Annotated in this window: 15 protein-coding genes; 9 read left to right on the plus strand and 6 right to left on the minus strand. The window is 61.0% G+C overall.

Annotated features, from left to right (window positions below):
• Positions 1–7: 7 nt before the first annotated feature.
• The 5 genes from ntrX to dusB form a co-directional block, all read right to left on the minus strand.
• The gene (gene ntrX, locus GOX88_RS03770; RefSeq protein ID WP_170399371.1) at positions 8–1,417 is read right to left on the minus strand and encodes a nitrogen assimilation response regulator NtrX; all 1,410 of its coding nucleotides are present in this window, start codon (positions 1,415–1,417) and stop codon (positions 8–10) included.
• Positions 1,414–3,702 (minus strand): sensor histidine kinase NtrY-like, encoded by a 2,289-nt coding sequence (locus GOX88_RS03775; protein WP_170399372.1) that lies wholly within the window; start codon positions 3,700–3,702, stop codon positions 1,414–1,416. The genes ntrX and GOX88_RS03775 overlap by 4 nt, the downstream gene beginning before the upstream one ends.
• A gap of 99 nt (positions 3,703–3,801) precedes the next feature.
• The gene (locus GOX88_RS03780; RefSeq protein WP_170399373.1) at positions 3,802–5,169 is read right to left on the minus strand and encodes a response regulator; all 1,368 of its coding nucleotides are present in this window, start codon (positions 5,167–5,169) and stop codon (positions 3,802–3,804) included.
• A 37-nt stretch (positions 5,170–5,206) separates the two neighbouring features.
• Positions 5,207–6,274, minus strand: a complete 1,068-nt coding sequence (locus GOX88_RS03785; protein ID WP_170399374.1) for a two-component system sensor histidine kinase NtrB — start codon at positions 6,272–6,274, stop codon at positions 5,207–5,209.
• Positions 6,271–7,254 (minus strand): tRNA dihydrouridine synthase DusB, encoded by a 984-nt coding sequence (gene dusB, locus GOX88_RS03790; protein WP_437436414.1) that lies wholly within the window; start codon positions 7,252–7,254, stop codon positions 6,271–6,273. Before dusB ends, GOX88_RS03785 begins: the two co-directional genes overlap by 4 nt.
• A gap of 185 nt (positions 7,255–7,439) precedes the next feature.
• Here dusB and GOX88_RS03795 point away from each other — a divergent pair, with 185 nt between their 5' ends.
• From GOX88_RS03795 to GOX88_RS03820, 6 genes are all read left to right on the plus strand, one after another.
• Positions 7,440–8,570: a bifunctional 2-C-methyl-D-erythritol 4-phosphate cytidylyltransferase/2-C-methyl-D-erythritol 2,4-cyclodiphosphate synthase gene (locus GOX88_RS03795; protein ID WP_170399376.1), complete on the plus strand. Its 1,131-nt coding sequence runs from the start codon at positions 7,440–7,442 to the stop codon at positions 8,568–8,570.
• Positions 8,567–9,064, plus strand: coding sequence for a phosphatidylglycerophosphatase A family protein (locus GOX88_RS03800; protein ID WP_170399378.1), 498 nt, complete (start codon positions 8,567–8,569; stop codon positions 9,062–9,064). The genes GOX88_RS03795 and GOX88_RS03800 overlap by 4 nt, the downstream gene beginning before the upstream one ends.
• Complete coding sequence (locus GOX88_RS03805; protein ID WP_170399380.1) at positions 9,061–9,543, plus strand: CinA family protein; 483 nt, start codon at positions 9,061–9,063, stop codon at positions 9,541–9,543. Before GOX88_RS03800 ends, GOX88_RS03805 begins: the two co-directional genes overlap by 4 nt.
• A 145-nt stretch (positions 9,544–9,688) precedes the next feature.
• The gene (locus tag GOX88_RS03810; protein ID WP_170399382.1) at positions 9,689–10,870 is read left to right on the plus strand and encodes an ammonium transporter; all 1,182 of its coding nucleotides are present in this window, start codon (positions 9,689–9,691) and stop codon (positions 10,868–10,870) included.
• 143 nt (positions 10,871–11,013) lie between these two features.
• Positions 11,014–11,691 carry an orotate phosphoribosyltransferase gene (locus GOX88_RS03815; RefSeq protein WP_170399384.1) on the plus strand — a complete coding sequence of 226 codons (678 nt, stop codon included), beginning with the start codon at positions 11,014–11,016 and terminating at the stop codon, positions 11,689–11,691.
• Between the two features lie 200 nt (positions 11,692–11,891).
• Entirely contained in the window at positions 11,892–13,382 is a 1,491-nt protein-coding gene (locus GOX88_RS03820; protein ID WP_170399386.1) for a replicative DNA helicase, read from the plus strand.
• A gap of 1 nt (position 13,383) precedes the next feature.
• Here GOX88_RS03820 and GOX88_RS03825 read toward each other — a convergent pair whose 3' ends face one another.
• Positions 13,384–13,923, minus strand: a complete 540-nt coding sequence (locus GOX88_RS03825) for a GNAT family N-acetyltransferase (protein ID WP_170399388.1) — start codon at positions 13,921–13,923, stop codon at positions 13,384–13,386.
• 220 nt (positions 13,924–14,143) lie between these two features.
• On the opposite strand from GOX88_RS03825, the gene alr reads away from it, so the two are divergent.
• Genes alr through GOX88_RS03840 form a run of 3 tightly spaced genes read left to right on the plus strand, consistent with a single transcriptional unit; the run spans position 14,144 to position 16,700 of the window.
• The gene (gene alr, locus GOX88_RS03830) at positions 14,144–15,178 is read left to right on the plus strand and encodes an alanine racemase (RefSeq protein ID WP_170399390.1); all 1,035 of its coding nucleotides are present in this window, start codon (positions 14,144–14,146) and stop codon (positions 15,176–15,178) included.
• Positions 15,175–15,957 (plus strand): MlaE family ABC transporter permease, encoded by a 783-nt coding sequence (locus tag GOX88_RS03835; RefSeq protein ID WP_170399392.1) that lies wholly within the window; start codon positions 15,175–15,177, stop codon positions 15,955–15,957. The genes alr and GOX88_RS03835 overlap by 4 nt, the downstream gene beginning before the upstream one ends.
• Positions 15,954–16,700: an ABC transporter ATP-binding protein gene (locus tag GOX88_RS03840; RefSeq protein WP_170399395.1), complete on the plus strand. Its 747-nt coding sequence runs from the start codon at positions 15,954–15,956 to the stop codon at positions 16,698–16,700. Before GOX88_RS03835 ends, GOX88_RS03840 begins: the two co-directional genes overlap by 4 nt.
• Positions 16,701–16,705: the final 5 nt, after the last annotated feature.

Raw genomic sequence — 16,705 nt, forward strand, 5'->3', positions numbered from 1 at the left:
CGGCGGATTACTCCGCCGGTTCCGGTTCGTCCAGCTGCGCCACACGCGCGCCGGATTTGTTCGAGGTCACCACTCCCAGCGACTTGAGCTTGCGGTGCAGCGCGCTGCGCTCCATCCCGACAAAGCTGGCGGTGCGGCTGATATTGCCACCAAAGCGATTGATCTGGGTCAGCAGGTATTCACGTTCGAACGCCTCGCGTGCTTCGCGCAGCGGCAATGTCGCGAGGGCGCCAGACAGCACGACGCGGCCCGAATCGTCGGCCTTTTCCTCTTCGGTCGGCAGTTCCTTGGCCTCGATCGGTCCGGCGCCGTCGCCCAGGATCAGCACACGCTCGATCAGGTTCTTGAGCTGACGCACGTTACCCGGCCAGGTCATGGTCTGCAGCAACGCCACCGCCTCTTCCGAGATTTCGCGCAGGGCCAGACCCTGAGATTCGTTGCACATTTCAATGAAATGCTGCGCCAGAACCGGAATATCCTCGCGCCGCTCTTCCAGCGACGGCACCGCGATCGGCACCACGTTGAGGCGGTGATACAACTCCTCGCGGAAACGGTCAGCGGCGATTTCATGTTCCAGATCGCGGTTGGTCGACGAGATCACCCGCAGATCAACCCGCACCTTGTCCGAACCGCCGACGCGCTGGAATTGCTGATCGACCAGTACACGCAGGATCTTGGATTGCGTGCCCAAGGGCATATCCGCGACCTCGTCGAAATAGACCACGCCACCGTGGGCCTCTTCCAGCAGGCCGGATTCGATGCCGCGTTCCGAGGACTCACGCCCGAACAGAACCTCTTCAACGCGCTCAGGTTCGATCCCGGCGCAGTTCACGGTCACGAAGGGCGCGTTGGCGCGGTTGGAATGGGCGTGGATATAGCGTGCGGCAATTTCCTTCCCGGATCCGGCGGGACCGCTCAGCATCACGCGACCGTTGGATTTGGTCACCTTGTCCAGCTGGCTCTGCATCGCGCGGAAGGAGGCAGATTTGCCGATCATGTCGGAACTGGTGACCTCTTTGCGTTTCAGCGTGGCATTCTCGCGACGCAGGCGAGAGGTCTCCATCGCGCGGCGGATCACCACCATCAACTGGTCAATGTTAAAGGGCTTTTCGATAAAGTCATAAGCGCCCTGTTTGATTGCTGCCACCGCGATTTCGATATTGCCGTGGCCCGAAATGATCACCACCGGCACGTCTGGATTGTCGCGTTTTACCGACTTCAGAATATCGATCCCGTCCATGCGGCTGTCCTTCAGCCAGATATCCAGAATCAACAGCCCCGGCGGCTCAGAGTTGATCTCGGCCATGCACTCGTCCGAGTTGCCGGCCAGCCGGGTTGAATAGCCTTCGTCCTCCAGAATGTCGGACACCAGTTCGCGAATATCGCGTTCGTCATCTACGATCAGAATGTCGCTCATCTTTGGCCTGCTTTCAGTTTGTTTGTATGAATTGCCTGCTTTTGTGGCGCTGCGGTCGGAGAGAAATTGCCCCCCGGCAAACGGATTACGGCCATCGCACCGAAATGGTCCTGTCCGTCAAAGACGGGCGCGTCTTCAAGTGTGAGCGCTCCGCCATGTTCTTCGATGATCTTCTTGACGATGGGCAGGCCCAGACCTGTACCCTCGTCCCGTGTGGTCACATACGGCTCGAACAGGCGTGCCCGATCTTCGGGCAGGCCGATGCCGTTGTCTGCAATGGTAATGACCGTCCCCGCATTGTCGCTGGTCACGTCCACTTTGATCTGTGGCTTCAGATTGTCTGGTGGGCCTTTTTTCTTCAAAGTCTCAATGGCCTCACCAGCGTTCTTGATCAGATTGGTCAGCGCCTGATTCAGCATCGTCGCATCCAGATCCGCCAGGATCGGATAATCCGGCAGTGAGGCGTCGATCTGAACATCCGGCTGTCCGGCCTGCTGCAACAGCACGGCCTCACGCACCAGTCCGACCACGTCTTCTTCACGCCGATCCGGTTCCGGCATCCGCGCAAATTTCGAGAATTCGTCCACGATCCGCCGCAGGTCATTGGTCTGCCGCACGATCACGTCGGTCATAGATTCGAGGCTGTCGCAATCCTCTTCATTCAGCTTGCGTGAGAACTTGCGTTTGATCCGCTCGGCGCTCAGCTGGATCGGCGTCAGCGGGTTCTTGATCTCGTGCGCAATGCGGCGCGCCACGTCGCCCCACGCGGCCATCCGCTGTGCGCTGACCAGATCGGTCACGTCATCAAAGGCAACCACATACCCTTCCAGCCCGCCATCTTCGCCGCGTCGCGTGGCCATGCGAACCAGAAGATTTTCCAGCTGCCCCTTGCGGGTGACCTTGATCTCACCCTGAACTGCCTCCTGCCCGCTTTCCTTGAGGCTTTCGAACAGTGGCAGGAACTCGGGCACCGCGATTCCGATCGACAGTTTCTCGTCCATGTGCGCCCAGTCCAGCAGACGCTCGGCCGACCGGTTCACAAACGTCACGCACCCGTCCGGGTCAACCCCCACCACGCCCGAAGTCACCGAGCTGAGTACCGAATCGAACAGTCTCCGACGGCGTTCGATCTGGCGGGTGTTTTCCAGCAGAGTATCGCGCTGTCCTTTAAGTTGCCGGGTCATCTGGTTGAAATAACGGCCTAACATGGCGATCTCGTCGTCATTGGCTTCTTCGATCACCTGCACGCTCAGGTCACCAGCACCAACGCGCTGTGCTGCCGTGGTCAGCCGCCCAACCGGGCGCGACAGGCGCTCGGCGAACCACATACCCAACGACACCGCCGCCAGAATGAGGATCACCGCGAAGCTCAGATACAACAGGCCGAATTCGAACAGCACCCGGCCCCGATCGCTTTCCAACTGTTGATAGAATTGCGCTGTTTCCTTGGTGTCATCCAGCAGCGTCAGCAACTGCCCATCCACCTCACGGCTGACATAGAGATACCGGTCCAAATAGGCCTTCAGCGGGACCAACGCGCGGAACTCGTTGTTTTGCCAGTCGGCTATGATCAGAAAGTCGTTGTCCGTTGCTTCGACCATCTGCTCGGGTGTGGGCGCTTCGTAGTCGAACAGATAGGATCGATCGCCGCGCGACCGGATTTCTCCGCTGCCATCAATTACATAGGCTTCGCGCAGGCCGCGCTGGATTTGCGCCTGCCCCTGCGCCAGTACTTCACGCAGTTCTGCGTCCGAGATGTAAAAATCTCGCGCACGGGCAGTATCGAGGAACCGCGCCAACACAACGGCGTCCTGTGTCAGGCCCTGGCGGTGTTCTTGCTCATACGCCTCGGCCGCGGACAGGGATGAGCCCACAACCTGCCGCACACGATCCGAGAACCACCCTTCAAGGCCGATATTCACCGTCAGGCCTGCAAAGATCGCAACGGTTACGGTCGGCACCAACGCCAACAGCGTAAATGCGCCGATCAGACGAAGGTGCAGACGGGAACCAGCCGATTTCGCACGGCGGGCGGCGATCAGACTGCCGACCTGCCCCAAAACCAGAGCGGCGACAACCAACACATAAACCAGGTCTGCAAGAAGAATCAGGCGCAGCGTGGGGGCCGTCGCCCCCAGATCAAACGGACCGATGACAAGATAAGTGGCAAGCGCCAAGGCAGGGCCTAGAAGAACCAGCCCCAAAGTGCCGAAATTGCGCAGTTTTCGGGATTTCCGCCACCGATTGATCGCTGGAATCGGCCCGCTCTGTGCCCGGGTTGCCACCGTCTGCCCTCATCCTGATGTGTCGCTTGTGCGACGTACCGCCATATGTCGTGGTCCTTGCCAGGTGCGAACCCGGATGCCACAATTTGTGTGGCGATATTACATCAGTTTGCGTCGACGTGTCACCTGAATATCGAGATCTGTAATTTTTTTCCGCAGCGTATTTCGGTTGATCCCCAGAAGATCGGCACATTTCGCCTGATTTCCGCCGGTTGCGTCCAGCGCCAATTCGATCAGAGGCGCCTCGACCTCGCGCAGAATGCGTTGATACAGGCCCGGAGGCGGCAACAAATTACCATGCAGGTCGAAATACCGACGCAGATGGCGCGCCACCGAGGCCGACAATTTCTCGCGCTCACCATCGCCCAGAACCGGTTCTGCTTCAGGCTGGCTGCCCAACACCATCTCGACCTCGGCCTTGGAAATCTCGTCGGCGCGGCTGGTCAGGCTCAGTCGGCGGATCGCGTTCTCCAACTGCCGCACGTTGCCCGGCCAGGAATAGCGGCGCACCAGTTCCACCGCATCGGGGCTGAGCCAGCGTTTGGTGCCATGTTCACGCTCTTCCCGTGCCAAGAAATGGTCTGCCAGCAGAGTGATGTCATCCACTCGTTCGCGCAATGCCGGCACATGTACGGTCGCGCCGCACAGGCGATAATAGAGGTCCTGACGCACCTGCCCGCTCTCCATCGCTTCGGTCAGGTCCGATTGGCTGGTGGCCATAAAGCGCGGCACGTGATCGCCCGGCGTGTCCATCATGCGCACGATGCGCGCTTGCAACTCGTCCTCGATATCGGCGATCTCGTCGATCAACAGCGTGCCGCCACGCACCCGGGCCATCACCCGCGCCGGGCCTTCCAGATCCCGCAGGTCCGCTGCCGTCGCCGTTACAAACGGCAATGTGCGGCGGTCCGAGAAATCGTGAATAGCGCGCGCGATCAGGGACTTACCAGTGCCACTTTCACCGGAAATCATCACCGACAGATCGGTATTCATAACCCGCGCGACCAGCCGGTACAGCGCCTGCATCACCGGGGTCCGCCCGACCAGAGGCAACTCTTCGGGACGGTCGTCGCTGGTTTCGACCACTTCGGCAGGCGTACGCTGCTTTTGCTCCAACGCCCTAGCGGTGCGTTTCATCAGATCGGGTAGATCGAACGGTTTAGGCAGATAATCATAAGCATCCGCCTCAGCCGCCTGGATCGCCGTCATGATCGTGTTCTGGGCCGAAATCACAATGACCGGCAAACCGGGGCGATCCTGCGCAATTTTCGGCAGCATCTCCAACCCATTCCCGTCCGGCATGACGACGTCAGAAATCACCACGTCGCCCTTGCCTTCCCCGACCCAGCGCATCAGCGTGGTCAGCGAGGATGTGGCGTGGACCTTGCACCCCGCCCGCGTCAGGGCCTGAGTCAGAACGGTGCGGATCGTGCGGTCGTCATCTGCGACCAGTACTGTGCCATCCATCGGGTGCTCTCCTTGTGTCTTTGCTCTTATCGGCTGTTTACGTTGCGTCTTTCGGTGCCCGCCTCAGCGAGATGCGGAACACCGTGCGGCCCGGCACCGAATCGGCGGAAATCCAGCCGTCATGGTCCGAGATGATCTTGCTGACCAGCGCCAGCCCAAGGCCGGTGCCGTTTTCCTTGCCCGACACGAACGGGTCGAAGATATCGCCGCGGATTTTCTCGGGCAGGCCCGGCCCGTCGTCGATAATCTCGATCTGCAACGGCAGGGAATGGCCGGAACCATCACTGCGCCGCAGCCGGAAGGAATGTTCGAAATAGGTGCGCAGGCGAATGGTTCCGCCTTTGGGATCAGCAGCCTCTGAGGCGTTCTTGAGCAAGTTCAGTACCACCTGCAGAAACTGGTCCGGATCACCAAAAGCCAGCGGCAGCGAGGGGTCGTAGTCCTCGATGATTGTCATATGTGCGCCAAACCCCAACAATGCCGAACGGCGGGCACGGTCCAGAACGTCGTGAATGTTGACCGGCTGGAAATCCGGCTGCGAGAGATTGCCGAACTGCTCGACCTGCTCCAGAAGCTTTACGATGCGGCGGCTTTCGGCAACAATAAGATCAGTTAATTCAAGGTCTTGCTGGGGGATATTCATGCTCAGCAATTGCGCCGCCCCGGTGATCCCAGCCAGCGGGTTCTTGATCTCATGCGCCAGCATCTCGGCCATGCCAATTGCCGATTGCGCGGCGGATTTCACCGTGTTGCCCCGCGTCATCCGCCCCGCCAGTTCGCGTGGTGAGATGATCATGATCATCGACCCCGGTTGCCCGACCAGCGGCGCGATCTGCAGCGCACATTGCAAAGGTGCCCGGTTACCCGATCCGGCGTCCACGTCGTTGACGAACAGCGGTGTACCATAGGCACGCGCGCGCTCAAAAGCTTCTTCCAATGGTGCGTCCACGGCGATCTGATCCCAGACCGGATGCCCAACCACCGATTTGCGCGAGGCGTTCAGAAACCCCTCACCGGCCGAGTTCACATCGGCAATCCGATCCTCGGCGTCGATGATGAAGGCCGGAACCGGCAGCGAGGTCCAGATGCTTTGATCCGAGGTCATGCTGCGGCCTCCGCATCGGTACTCAGCGCATCGCCCAACAGACGCATCACCTCCTCGGTATCACGCGAGGTCAGAACGGCGCGGCGCAGCGCAGCAGGCGTTCCGGCCTCATCCATGTACCAGCCCAGATGCTTGCGCGCGACGCGCAGGCCCAGATCGGTGCCGTAGAATTCCAGCATCGCCTGATAGTGCGCGCGCACCATGTCGGTCAGATCGTCACCCGTGGGAATGTCAGGGGCCTCGGAGCCGTAAAGGTCGTGACAGATTTGGGCCAACAGCCACGGTTTGCCCTGCGCACCGCGCCCGACCATGACTCCATCGGCCACCGACTGCGCCAACGCCGTGCGCGCGGTGTCGGTATCCACAATGTCGCCGTTGGCGATGACGGGGATTGAGACCGCCTCTTTCACCGCCCGGATCGCGTTCCAATCGGCTTGTCCTTTGTAGAATTGGCAGCGGGTCCGGCCGTGGATCGTGACCATGCGGATACCAGCCTCCTGCGCTCGTAGTGCTACATCGGGCGCGTTCAGCAGGTTGTCGTCCCAGCCCAAGCGGGTTTTCAGCGTGACCGGCACATCGACAGCCTCGACCACTGCCTCGATCAGGGTCAGCGCGTGATCCGGCATTTTCAAAAGGGCCGATCCGGAATAGCCATTGGTCACTTTCTTGGCCGGACACCCCATGTTGATGTCGATCACCCGCGCCCCGCGATCAGCCACCTGCCGCGCGGCCTCGGCCATCCAATGCGCCTCGCGCCCGGCCAGTTGCACAGCTGTGTTTTCCACATCCGCCGACAGCTCGGCCCGCTCACGCACGCCGGGTTTGGCCTGTACCATCTCCTGGCTGGCTACCATCTCGCTGACGACCATGCCCGCGCCAAAGCGCATCACCAGATCACGGAACGGCCGATCGGTGATTCCGGCCATCGGAGCCAGAAGCACCGGCGGGTTCAGGTCTTTGTCGGCGAGTTGAAGAGTCAACGTGCTTAATCCTTGGGCAGTTGCGGCTTTGATATCGAATTGAGCGCATATGAACAACAAATCGGCAGCCATCAAGCCCGCAAAATCATCACATGCCTAATTTTTAGGCAGATTACCGCGGGTGATTGCCTCTGCATTCACCGCACCCTAAACATTGCCCTCAAATCACCGGAGAAAACGCCCTCATGACCACCGCCGCCATCATCGTCGCCGCAGGACGCGGGCTGCGCGCCGGAGGGGGCATTCCCAAACAATGGCGCCCACTGGCCGGGCTTCGCGTTGCAGACTGGACCATTGATCGTTTCCGGGGACAGGTGGACTACATCGTGCTGGTCCTGTCCGCAGATGACGGACCCGCATGGGCAGAGTTCGAAAACACCGACCTGATCCTTGCATCGGGAGGCAACAACCGGGCCGGCTCGGTCCGCAACGGTCTTGCCGCTCTGGCAGAGCTTGCAGTTGATCACGTCCTTATACATGACGTCGCCCGGCCCTGTGTCGGGCTGCCGACCATTCAGCGGGTTCTTGCGGCGCTGAACGCACACCCGGCGGCCGCACCGGGGCTGGCCGTGACCGATGCACTGTGGACCGGGGACGGAGCCATCGTGACCGGAACGCAGGACCGCTCGGGTCTGTTTGCCGCGCAGACACCACAGGGTTTTCACTATGACGCCATCGTCGCGGCCCATGCGGCCCATCCCGGAGGGGCTGCCGATGACGTCGAGGTCGCCCGCGCCGCCGGGCTGGACGTGGCCATCGTGCCGGGCGATGCAGACAATATCAAAATCACACGGCCCGAGGACTTTGCCCGGGCGGAACGCATATTGGGAACGGATATGGATGTAAGGCTGGGCAACGGGTACGACGTGCATCGGTTTGGCGACGGGGATCACGTGATCCTGTGTGGCGTGAAGGTACCGCATGGGCGCGGCCTGCAAGGGCATTCTGACGCCGACGTGGGAATGCACGCGGTGACCGACGCAATCTATGGCGCACTGGCACAGGGCGACATCGGTCAGCATTTCCCGCCGTCGGACCCGCAATGGAAGGGTGCTGCAAGCGAGATTTTCCTGCGCCACGCGGTCGATCTGGCCGGGAAGATGGGATACGTCATCTCGAATGTCGACTGCACGTTGGTCTGCGAATACCCCAAGATTGGTCCCCACGCGCCTGCCATGCGGGACGAGATGGCACGGATCATGGGGCTGCGCGCCGATCAGGTCTCGGTCAAAGCGACCACGTCTGAACGGCTGGGTTTCACCGGGCGTAGTGAGGGGATTGCCTCGCTGGCTACAGCCTGTCTGGTGAAATCATGAACGCCGCACGCCTGATCGGAACTGTGTGTGGTGTCGGATACCTGCGCCCGGCACCAGGGACTTGGGGATCGCTGGCCGCGCTGCCCTTGGCATGGGTCTTGCATACTATAGGTGGCTTCCCATTGCTGGCGATCGCAACACTTGCCGTGTTTTTCGGCGGCCTGTGGGCGACACGCGTGATGACAGAGGGCCAGGACAATCACGACCCGTCCGAGATTGTCATTGACGAGGTCGCCGGGCAATTCACCGCCTTGTGGGCGATTTCCTATCCGGCCTGGACGTATGGGATCGATATCACGGCGCTCTGGCCCGGCTGGATCGCCGGGTTCCTGCTGTTCCGCCTGTTCGACATCACCAAACCCGGCCCCGTCGGCTGGGCCGACCGGCGCAATGACGCGATGGGCGTGATGCTGGACGACGTGATCGCTGGTATGTTCGCCGGCGTCGGCGTGCTGATCCTTGCTGGCATCTCACACGGAGTTCTGGGGCTATGACCGTTTCCACGCTCCTCGACCATGCCAAGGCGCAAGGCGTGATGATCGCCACCGCCGAAAGCTGCACCGGCGGTATGGTCGCTGCAGCGCTGACCGATGTCGCCGGTAGTTCCGCCGTCGTTGAGCGCGGCTTTGTCACCTACACCAACACCGCCAAGCAGCAGATGCTAGGCGTGCGGGCCGAGACGCTTGCCGCTCATGGCGCTGTCTCGGAACAGGTCGCGGGCGAAATGGCCGAAGGGGCGCTGATGAATTCCGACGCGCAGCTCACTGTTTCGATCACCGGTATCGCAGGCCCCGGCGGGTCCGAGTTCAAGCCCGAGGGCCGGGTCTGCTTCGGGCTGGCTGCAGAAGGCGCACCGACCCGCACTGAAACGGTGGACTTCGGTGCGCTTGGCCGGGACAACGTTCGCCGCGCAGCGCGGGATCATGCGCTGGATATGCTCTCACAGGGGCTTTCCATTATCGCCCAAAAATAATGCAGCTTACGCCTTTTGATGCGCATTTAGTCACCAGTTAACAAAAAGCCCCCAAAATAGGCGCCCAAATTGGCGTGTGCCTCTTTTTTCCCCGCCTCCTCTCCGCTTCAAGACGCGCCACGCAAGCTGAAGAGGAGACCGGCCGATGAATGGAGCCGATACCGCCTGGATCATTGTGGCAACCGCCCTGGTCCTGTTCATGACATTGCCGGGACTGGCTCTGTTTTACGGCGGCCTCGTGCGCGCCCGCAACGTGCTGAGTGTCTTCATGCACTGCTTCAGCATCGCCTGTCTGATGAGCATCCTCTGGCTGGTCGCGGGTTATTCGATCGCATTCGGCGACGGTGGATCAGGTCTGTGGGGCGGTCTGGGCAAAGCCTTCCTGAACGGTGTGGATGCCGACAGCCTGTCGGGCACCCTGCCCGAGGTTCTGTTCTTTGCCTTCCAGATGACCTTCGCCATCATCACTCCGGCCCTGATTGTCGGCGCTTATGTGGAACGCGTGGGCTATGGCTTTGTCCTGACATTCTCAGCGCTTTGGATGCTTTTGTGCTACGCGCCCGTCGTGCACTGGATCTGGGGCGGCGGCATCCTGACCGATGGCGGTATCCTGGGTGAGGTCGGTGTCCGCGACTTTGCAGGTGGAATCGTGGTGCACGAAACGGCCGGTCTCGCCGCGTTGATTATCGCCGTCATCCTCGGGCCGCGCCGCAACCGCACCACCCCTCCGCACAATCCCGGCTTTGTCATGATCGGGGCCGCGATGCTGTGGGTCGGCTGGTTCGGCTTCAACGGCGGCTCGCAACTGGCGGCCGATGGCGGCGCTGCGATGGCGATGACCGTGACACATATCTCGGCCGCGACCGCCTCGCTGACCTGGGCGCTGTGGGAACGCATCAAGTATGGCAAGGCCTCGATGGTGGGTCTGGTCACCGGTACGATTGCCGGTCTGGCCTCGATCACGCCGGCTTCGGGCTATGTCGATCCGGTTCAAGCGCTGATCATCGGTGCCGTGGCAGGCGTTCTGTGCCAAGAGGCCGTCAACGTCATCCGCAACATGCTGAACATCGACGACACGCTGGACGTTTTCGCGGTGCACGGTGTGGGCGGCATATTTGGCACCATCATGATCGCCGTCTTTGGATTGGGTGCCTGGACTGCACAGCTGGGTGGGTTGCTGATCGTGGGTATCTTTACGTCAGTTGTCACATTTGTGTTGATCAAGGTGGTTGCGCTCATCACTCCGCTTCGCGTAGACGCCGAGACCGAAACAAACGGGCTCGATCTGTCGGCACACGGCGAGCGCGCCTACGACATGAGCAGCTAAGCCCACCTTGGCTGCCTACTGCCCGCGAGGGCCAAAGCGGACCTCTTGACGGGGTCCGCTTTTCTTTTGGGCGTTCGCCTCTCGACTCTGGGCCAAGGGTCGCGCTATCAGCCCGCAACGTCATTTTGTCCCGAGGTTGCACCATGATCCCCAGTTCCTTTCCCGATAGCACCGAAATCGCCCGCCTGACCGCGCGAATGCTGCTGGAGATCAAGGCCGTCCACTTCAATTCGCGCGAGCCGTTCACCTTGGCGAGCGGCCTGCCCAGCCCGACCTATATCGACTGCCGCAAGCTGATCTCGTACCCGCGCATCCGCTCGACCCTGATGGATTTCCTGACCGTCACCGTGATGCGTGACGCAGGGTTTGAGGCGTTCGACAATATCGCGGGGGGCGAGACTGCGGGCATTCCGTTTGCGGCAATGGTCGCTGAGCGTATGGCGCTGCCGATGACCTATGTGCGCAAAAAGCCCAAGGGTTACGGCCGTAACGCCCGCATCGAAGGTGCCATGAGCGAAGGGGAACGTGTACTGCTGGTCGAGGACCTGACCACCGATGGCGGCTCGAAACTGTCCTTTGTGGATGCGATCCGCGAGACCGGCGCGACCTGCGGGCATACGGCGGTGATTTTCTACTATGGCATTTTCCCCGAGACCGAAAAAACCCTCGGCGATCACGGCGTGCAACTGCATCACCTGTGCACCTGGTGGGACGTTCTGGCCGAAGCCAAGGCGCAGAAAGCCTTTGACCAAGAGACACTTGACGGTGTCGAGGCCTTCCTGAACGACCCGCGCGGCTGGCAGGAAGCCAACAAAGGCTGACGTAACGGCATCTGCCGAACGACGCGCAAAACCGTCCGGCAGATCAGTGAAAGTCGCACAATATGTTGACGAATGGCCCCTTCATGCTTCAACATGATGGGGCCCGGAGATATGCACAGTCTATCCCCAGAAACATACAATTTGCCCCGACTCAGGGGGCTCGGGTATGGACTGTTTCCCAAGGGACGGTGAGAGCAGCAATGAACGAAATAAGCAGCATCGAGCAGGCAGCGGCACAGATTCAGAATGCCGAAACCATGCCGCACTCCATTGAGGCCGAGCAGCAGCTTCTGGGTGCGATCCTTACCAACAATGATCTCTATGACCGGGTCGCTTCGATCATCGGGTCCGAACATTTCTATGACCCGGTCCACGCCCGTATCTATGAGGTCGCGGCCAATCGCATCGCCAAGAATGCGCTGGCCTCGCCCGTGACGCTGAAATCCTTCATGGCCGAGGATGAGGGCCTGAAGGAGCTGGGCGGCCCCGCCTATCTGGTCAAACTCGCGGGTGCCTCGATCAGTGCCTTTGCGGTGCATGACTATGCCCAGATGATCTATGACCTCGCCATCCGGCGAGAGTTGATCCGGCTGGGGCGGGACATATCGGACAAGGCAGCGCGGGTCGATGTGTCCAGCGAGCCGAAAGAACAAATCGTCGAGGCCGAGCAGCAGCTTTATCAGTTATCCGAGCAGGGCCAGACCGAACAGGGATTTCAATCCTTCCTCAAGGCGGTCACAGAAGCCGTCAACGTCACCAACGAAGCGTACCAGCGCGGTGGTGGCATGGCAGGGATTTCCACCGGTCTGGCCGACTTGGACAAACAGCTTGGTGGCTTGCATCCTTCGGACCTGATCATCCTGGCCGGTCGTCCGTCGATGGGTAAAACCTCGTTGGCGACCAACGTGGCGTTCAACGTGGCCAAGGCTTACAAGCGTGGCACTAAGTCGGATGGCAGCGAAGGTGCGGTTGACGGTGGAGTGGTCGGGTTCTTCTCGCTCGAAATGAGCGCCGAGCAGCTGGCCGGCCGTGTTCTGGCCGAAGCCTCCGAGATCTCCAGCCACAAAATCCGCCAAGGTGACATGACCGAATCCGAGTTCCGCCGCTTTGTCGATGCCGCCAAGGAATTGGAAGCCTGCCCCCTGTTCATTGACGACACCCCTGCCCTGCCGATCTCGCAGCTTGCCGCGCGCGCACGTCGGTTGAAGCGGACGCATGGGCTGGACCTGCTGGTGATCGACTATTTGCAGCTTTGCCGCGGTATGTCCGACAACCGGGTGAACGAGATCGCCGAGATTTCGATGGGCATGAAGGCCATCGCCAAGGAGTTGAACATCCCGGTTATCGCCCTGTCTCAGCTGAGCCGTCAGGTCGAAAGCCGCGACGACAAACGCCCGCAGCTGTCTGACCTGCGGGAATCGGGCTCGATCGAACAGGATGCCGACGTGGTGATGTTCGTGTTCCGCGAGGAATACTACAAGGAACGCGAAAAGCCCGGCGATCACGAGCTGGAAAAGATGGAAGAGTGGAAGCAGGCCATGGAACGCCTGCATGGCAAGGCCGAGGTCATCGTCGGCAAGCAGCGTCACGGCCCTATCGGTACGGTCGAGCTGTCCTTCGAGGCGCAGTTCACCCGTTTTGGCAACCTGGTCAAACCCTGGCAGCAGGACGGCCAGATCGAGAGCTACTGATCTACCACAAATCAGGCCTGTTGAACGCGCTGACACAGCGCGACGGGCCTTCAATTGGTGTCTCATCACCGCTCAAAGATTGCCCCAGCCATCCGTGCGGCATATTCAGCGGCATGGGCGGCTGGGCGACCGCTTCGGTGATCGGCTGAAACCCGGTTTTGCCGTAATAGGCCGGGTCACCATAGGTCGCGACAAAATCCACCCCGTGCAGGCGCAATTGCTCCAGCCCGAACCCAATCAGCCTCTGACCGATCCCCGATTTTTGCCTGTCCGTTCGTACGGCCACCGGGGACATCAGGAACACCTGACGCGGGTCCTGATCATAATGAAGCCGTGAAAACAGGATGCACCCGACCAACACATCCCTGTCCGTAGCCAACACGCCCAGCAGATCATCCTCAGGGGTCGATTTCAAAAGGTCCGCTGCCAAGGCACTGACTATGCGCCCTTCTTCCTCGTTTTCCGAGGCCGTAAAGACATCCCGGAACATTCCGGGCAATTCGGCAGCCCGTGCTTTATAATCGGCGGACAGGTTCACCACTTTCGGCTCCACTTATTTCCCGGATCAACGATCCTGTATCGACCGCAACAGTTGATCACAGGATGAACACAAAGACGAGACATGAAGCCCGCCCGGCCAAGGCCTATTTCCGCCAAGTCTTTGGCCCGCGGGCCAGAAGCTGCGCAGTATAGCCACGATAGACACAAGAATTGCCGTATTCCCCCTTGACCTGCCGCGCTCCAATGTCATGAACAGCACCATGAGTACCGCACGTTTGACGATCAATCTTCAGGCGCTGGCCAGCAACTGGCGGGCGCTCAACGCAAAAACGGATGTCGAGACCGGCGCCGTGGTCAAGGCCGACGCCTATGGTCTGGGGGCCGGGCCGATATCCGCGACCCTGGCCGAGGAAGGCGTTCGCAAGTTTTTTGTTGCCGTCGCCGAGGAAGGCGTCGCCGTGCGCAAGGCCATTGGCCCCGGTCCGATGATCGGCGTTTTCTCGGGCCATATGGAGGGCGACACCGATCTGTTGCGCGATCATGACCTGACGCCGCTGATCAACTCGCCCGAACAGTTCCTGCGTCACCAGCAGGCGCTGCCGGATCACTCCTTTGGCATTCAGTTGGACAGCGGCATGAACCGTCTGGGTCTGGAACCCGCCGACTGGGCCGCGCTGCGCCCCAAGGCCGAGCCGCTGAACCCGGCCGTGGTCATGTCGCACCTCGCCTGCTCGGATGAGCCCGACCACCCGATGAACCGCCAGCAGCTGAAAACCTTCCGCGAGATGACGGATGGCGTCACAGCGCCTCGGTCGCTGGCGGCCACCGGCGGCACGCTATTGGGTCCCGAATTCCATTTCGACTTCTGCCGCCCCGGTGTTGGCCTTTGCGGCGGCATGCCCTTTGCCGACGCCAAACCCGTGGTGACGGTCGATCTGCCCGTCGTTCAGGTGCGCGCGGTCGAGGTCGGAGAATCCGTCGGCTACGGCAACAGCTGGGTCGCCCGACGCCCCTCGCGTATCGCAACCGTGGCCGCAGGCTATGCCGACGGTCTGCACCGCGCCATTGGTGGCGGTATCGACACCTTCGCTGGCGGTAAGCCCTGCCCCGTGGTCGGCCGGATTTCGATGGACCTGATCACTGTCGACGTCACCGATCTGCCCGAAGACCCCGAACGCCTGCGCATTCTGAATGGCCATCAAACCGTCGATGATCTGGCCGAGGCCGCAGGCACCATCGGGTACGAAATCCTCACCTCGCTTGGCGCGCGCTATTCCCGGGGCTACGTGGAATGAATCCTCTCAACCTGCTGGGCGGTCTGGGCCGGACGGTCCTTGCGTTGTTCGCTACGTTCGGCAAAGTCGCGCTGTTTTCGGTGGATGCGATCTCGCATATCTTCCGGCCGCCCTACTACCCGCGCGAGTTCCTGGTTGCACTGATGAATATCGGCTGGCTGTCTCTGCCGGTTGTCGGCATGACCGCCATCTTCACCGGCGGCGCGCTGGCCCTGCAAATCTACGCCGGTGGCGCCCGTTTCAATGCCGAGGCCGTGGTGCCGCAGATCGTCGCCATCGGTATGGTGCGCGAACTTGGCCCGGTTCTGGTCGGCCTGATGATTGCCGCTCGCGTGACCTCGTCCATCGCAGCCGAGATCGCCACCATGAAAGTGACCGAGCAGATCGACGCGCTGGTCACGCTGTCGACGCATCCGATGAAATACCTGACCGCCCCGCGCGTTCTGGCGGCGCTGATCACCGTTCCCCTGCTGGTGGGTATCGGCGACATCATTGGCATCGCGGGCGGCTATGTGGTGGCCACCCAAAACCTCGGCTTCAACGCTGCAACCTATTTGCAGAACACGGTCAACTTTCTTGAAACGCACGACATCCTGTCCTCGCTGGCCAAGGGCGCGACCTTCGGCCTGATCGCCGCCCTGATGGGCTGTTACTACGGCATGAACTCGGGCCGAGGCGCGCAAGGTGTGGGCCGGGCGACCAAATCCTCGGTCGAATCCGCCGCCATCATGATTCTGGCCGCCAACTTCATTCTGACAGGGGTGTTCTTCTCGCTATGATCCGGATGGAGAATGTACACAAAGCCTTTGGCGACAATCAGGTTTTGAAGGGCATGAGCCTTGAGATTCCCAAGGGCACGTCGATGGTTATCATTGGTGGTTCGGGCACCGGCAAGTCGGTGGCGCTGAAATGCGTTCTGGGCCTGATCAAGCACGACAGCGGCATGATCTACGTGGACGGCAAGGACGCGACCAAAGGCGACCGCGATGCCTTTCTGGCCCGGTTCGGGATGCTGTTTCAGGGGGCCGCCCTGTTTGACTCGCTGCCCGTCTGGCAGAACGTTGCTTTCCGCCTGCTGCGCGGCCCACTCAAGCGTCCGCGGGAATACGCGCGCGAGATCGCCATCGAGAAACTGCGCCGGGTGGGTCTGAAATCCGACGTGGCTGACCGGTTCCCCTCCGAGCTGTCGGGCGGGATGCAGAAACGTGTCGGCCTCGCCCGCGCCATCGCCGCGGAGCCCGAGATCATCTTCTTCGACGAACCCACCACTGGCCTCGATCCAATCATGTCCGGCGTCATCAACGACCTGATCCGTGAGATCGTAACCGAGATGGGCGCCACCGCAATGACCATCACCCACGACATGAGTTCCGTCCGCGCCATTGCCGACAACGTTGCCATGCTGCACGGCGGCGTCATCCAGTGGACCGGCCCGGTAAGCCAGATGGATGCCTCGGGTGATCCCTATGTCGAGCAGTTCATTAGTGGGAGCGCTGACGGGCCGATTGAGGCGGTGAGATAAGAAAG

Origin of the sequence: Ruegeria arenilitoris (assembly GCF_013030985.1) — a bacterium.
Taxonomy (GTDB): Bacteria; Pseudomonadota; Alphaproteobacteria; order Rhodobacterales; family Rhodobacteraceae; genus Ruegeria; species Ruegeria arenilitoris_B.